The sequence below is a fragment of the Paenibacillus roseus genome (genome assembly GCF_016424485.1).
GTDB lineage: Bacteria > Bacillota > Bacilli > Paenibacillales > Paenibacillaceae > Paenibacillus_D > Paenibacillus_D roseus.
This window is the reverse complement of the sequence record NZ_JAELUP010000058.1, coordinates 1-3,546: the sequence shown is the minus strand read 5'-3', so window position 1 is coordinate 3,546 and position 3,546 is coordinate 1. Positions and strand designations below refer to the sequence as shown.

Sequence of the window (3,546 nt, the reverse complement as noted above, 5' to 3'; positions counted from 1 at the left end):
ATTAATAAACGTCAAAATTTATTATCAAACACGTCATTTTTAAATCAATCTATTAATAAAATAATAAATAGAATGCTTATATTTAATAGAAAAGGATTAGCTAATTTTATAAAATTAATAATTAAAACTTTACCGGCTGAAGAGTTATGTAGTCTATTATTGTATCCATATAAATATAAAAAGTTAGCTCCTGTTTCTTCACAAATGGATGAATTCTTTATAAAAGATTCAAGAGATGATCGTTATTATGAAGTAAATGCTCTTAATCCAACTGATCCAGGAAATAGATTTGTTATTTTTGATAGTTATAAAAAAAATTATTGTCATTATATTGATTTTGTAAAAGACACAGAAACATTCCGCCCACTTGCTGAAATGATTTCAAAAATATTTACACGATATGATAATGACGAAGAAACATTAATATTAGCGGAAGCTCCTCAAATTCCTAAAATAACCAAAAATTTTTATGCAGGGCCTATGTATACTTTAGATAAAAATAGGGATATTAGGTTAAAAAACCGAGCAAAAAAATTAGATTCTTTAAATATTAAGAAAAATTTTAATTATGAAAATTCGCAAAATCTAGAAGACTATTCATTTTTTTGGCGTAATGTTATTAAAAATAAACGTTCAATGATTGTACTGACGGATCCAATATATTATACAAATATAAAACCTCTTGATATTACTTTAACAGATCCTAAACTTGATTTCTTTCAAAGTAAAATTATTCGTAAGAAACCTGAAATGACACCACAAAGACAACATATACGTGAATTATTAACTTTTTATTTCTCACCAAAGGAAAAACAAAATAGATTTAAATTAAATTATCTTCAACGTTTCAAATTTCCTGAAGGTTCCCTTGAAAAATCAACTACCCATTTTATTGATACTGAACCTTTTCCAGGTACTATGGAACTCGATTTTGCAGATTATTTAAATCAAATATTAGAAAGAAGTTCACATATACATGCTCAGGAACCTACTAATATACTTTTACATTATCCAGAATTTTTTGGTAAATCTAAAAAATCAGAAAAATATTTTTTTAATTTTTTAAAAAAAACATTGTATCAAAGAAAAAAAAAAGAATTAGGTAATGTTTTTAAACTTATAGAACAACCTACATTATTAGATACTATTGTATATCCATGGTATCAAAATATATTATATACTGAAATGAGTAATTTAGGTACTCCTGCTGAATATTCTGCTTATGATACTATTGAGAAATTATATCATAATTATATGGATGCAATACACAAAAAAAGATTTTTATTTGATTCATATATAAGAAAAGATATGGACACATTAATTAAACGTGATTCAAGTAATTATTTAGGATTTGAATCAATTTTAAAAAGTTTAAAAAGTATAAAAAAAAGAAAAAGTATTATTAATCGAATAGGCAAATTCTTTTTTTCTATACTTTCTTTTCCTTTTAGATTTTTTCTTGCATTTCATGAACCTTATAAATTTATTTTCGGAATACCACTTATTGGTATTTATTCAGAAATGGCTTATGCTAGAGAATATTTACTACGAAGCAATCATGTAGTATTAAATACTTCAAATTTTTTTGCATATTGTTATATGCATAGTCTTTTAATAATATATAATCTTTTTATTGGATATTTTCTTGTAAATATTATATTATATTTAACACGTAAATATTTAATTGCTTTTGTTAGTTCAATTTTAGATGAAGAGTATGAACATCAATTAGTAGATGTTATTTCAACAGATGGTAATTCACATATTGGGGTTATTGAAAGAATGGGACACCATTATTTTCATCCTATTAAATTATGGGTTATTGAAACTTTTGATGTAGACCTTTTACTCCCATTCAAAATATATACCGATTTAGATATTACTTTTGGAGACTTTGTAGGTATACAAGCTTATTTAAACAAACTTAGAGAAGTATTTAGAATTTTAAAATATTCTCAAGTAATATATAAACCATGGGATCAATCTTTAATACAATATTATGGTACTAATTATGTTAGAACACATATAATGTTATCTGGATTACCTGGTACTGGAAAAACTTACTTAGTTAAAGCACTAGGAGGTGAATTAGGCTTACCTGTTATTGTTTATGATCCATTTAATAAACCTGGAGGAAAATATTTAGGAAAAATTAATTATCTTTTTAGAAAAGCTAACGAAATAGCTCCTTGTATTGTTTTTATTGATGAAGTAGATACCATAGCTCCTAGACGTTTTGGAACAGATTTTTATTCTCGAGTGCACTCAAGATCACATAAGAGACGAATTGCCAAAGAGCGTCTTCATTATGAGAAAAAAAGAATTAGAGGTATAAATGATTTAATTTTTTCCCAGGCTCAAAGAAGTAAAAATATCGTAGTAGATATTAAACGAGAATTCTTTTTAAAAACACTAGACGAAGCTTTATATTTTAAATTACATACTGGGGTTTTCCAATTAAATTCTATGGTAACTAAACAGTATCCTGATTTTCAAAGTTATACCCCTTTTCAAGCTCTTCGTGTAGAAATAGAAGCAAGACTTTCAGCTTTATTTCAATTAAATCGATATAAACCAAGAGCTGATTTATATGCTTTATTAGTTGAAACAGATGGAATCTTTGAAAGAAAAACGAAAACAAAAGAAAATTATAAAGGTATTGCTGTTATAGCAGCAACTAATCGTATACAAGTACTTGATCCAGCATTATTACGTCCAGGTCGTTTTGGTACTAGAATCAATTTTAAAATACCTGATAAAGCTAGTCGAAAAATTTTATTTAATATTGGTAGTGCAGGTTATTATTTTCCAGCAAATTTTGATTGGTCTTACTTTTTAGGAGTAACAAATGGTTGGACACAAGCTGAAATTATTGCTTTAATGAAAAGAAGTATTTATTTAGCTTTTTCGAAAGAAACCAAAATAATAGATCCACAAGATGTAGAAAATACTTTAAATAGTATATTACGTATTTCTTTTGAAAATAAAGAACTTAATGCTGAAACTCCTGAATTTGAACATTTAAATATTAAAGAGGATAAACGACATATTTTTGGTGAAGCTTCACGTATTTTTTTTGGATTTTTATTTAAAACTTTACATGGCAGAGAGCTTTTTTCACAATTTCCTAGAAGAGATTTATTAAGATTAGATCTTCAGTATAAATTTTTATTTCATTTTATGAAGCGTAAATTTTTAACTAAACGAGAATTTGAACAATTATTATTATGTTTTTATTCATATGAAATAGGATGTGATTTTTATACTGATATGTATAATACTAAATCTACAATTGAAGCTCCTGATATAATGGAATTTATTGCTCAATATACTCCTTCTTTATTTAAGTCTAGTGGATTTCTTTTTATGTTTATAATGGTTAAATTTTGGCATATATATACAGATTCATTACTTACTGCTGATTATAGAATTCGTTTTAAAGCAGAATTTGACTTTTATAAAAATATAAATTTTACTGCACAACGTGCTAAAAATAGATTAAATGCTTTTAAAGAATTAATTTTTGTTTTCCATAATTATTATACA

At 25.4% G+C, this 3,546-nt stretch carries 1 protein-coding gene; it reads left to right on the top strand.

The features are described from left to right. The coding region (locus tag JFN88_RS25910; protein WP_199019394.1) for an AAA family ATPase at positions 1 to 3,546 on the top strand (3,546 nt) is incomplete at both ends.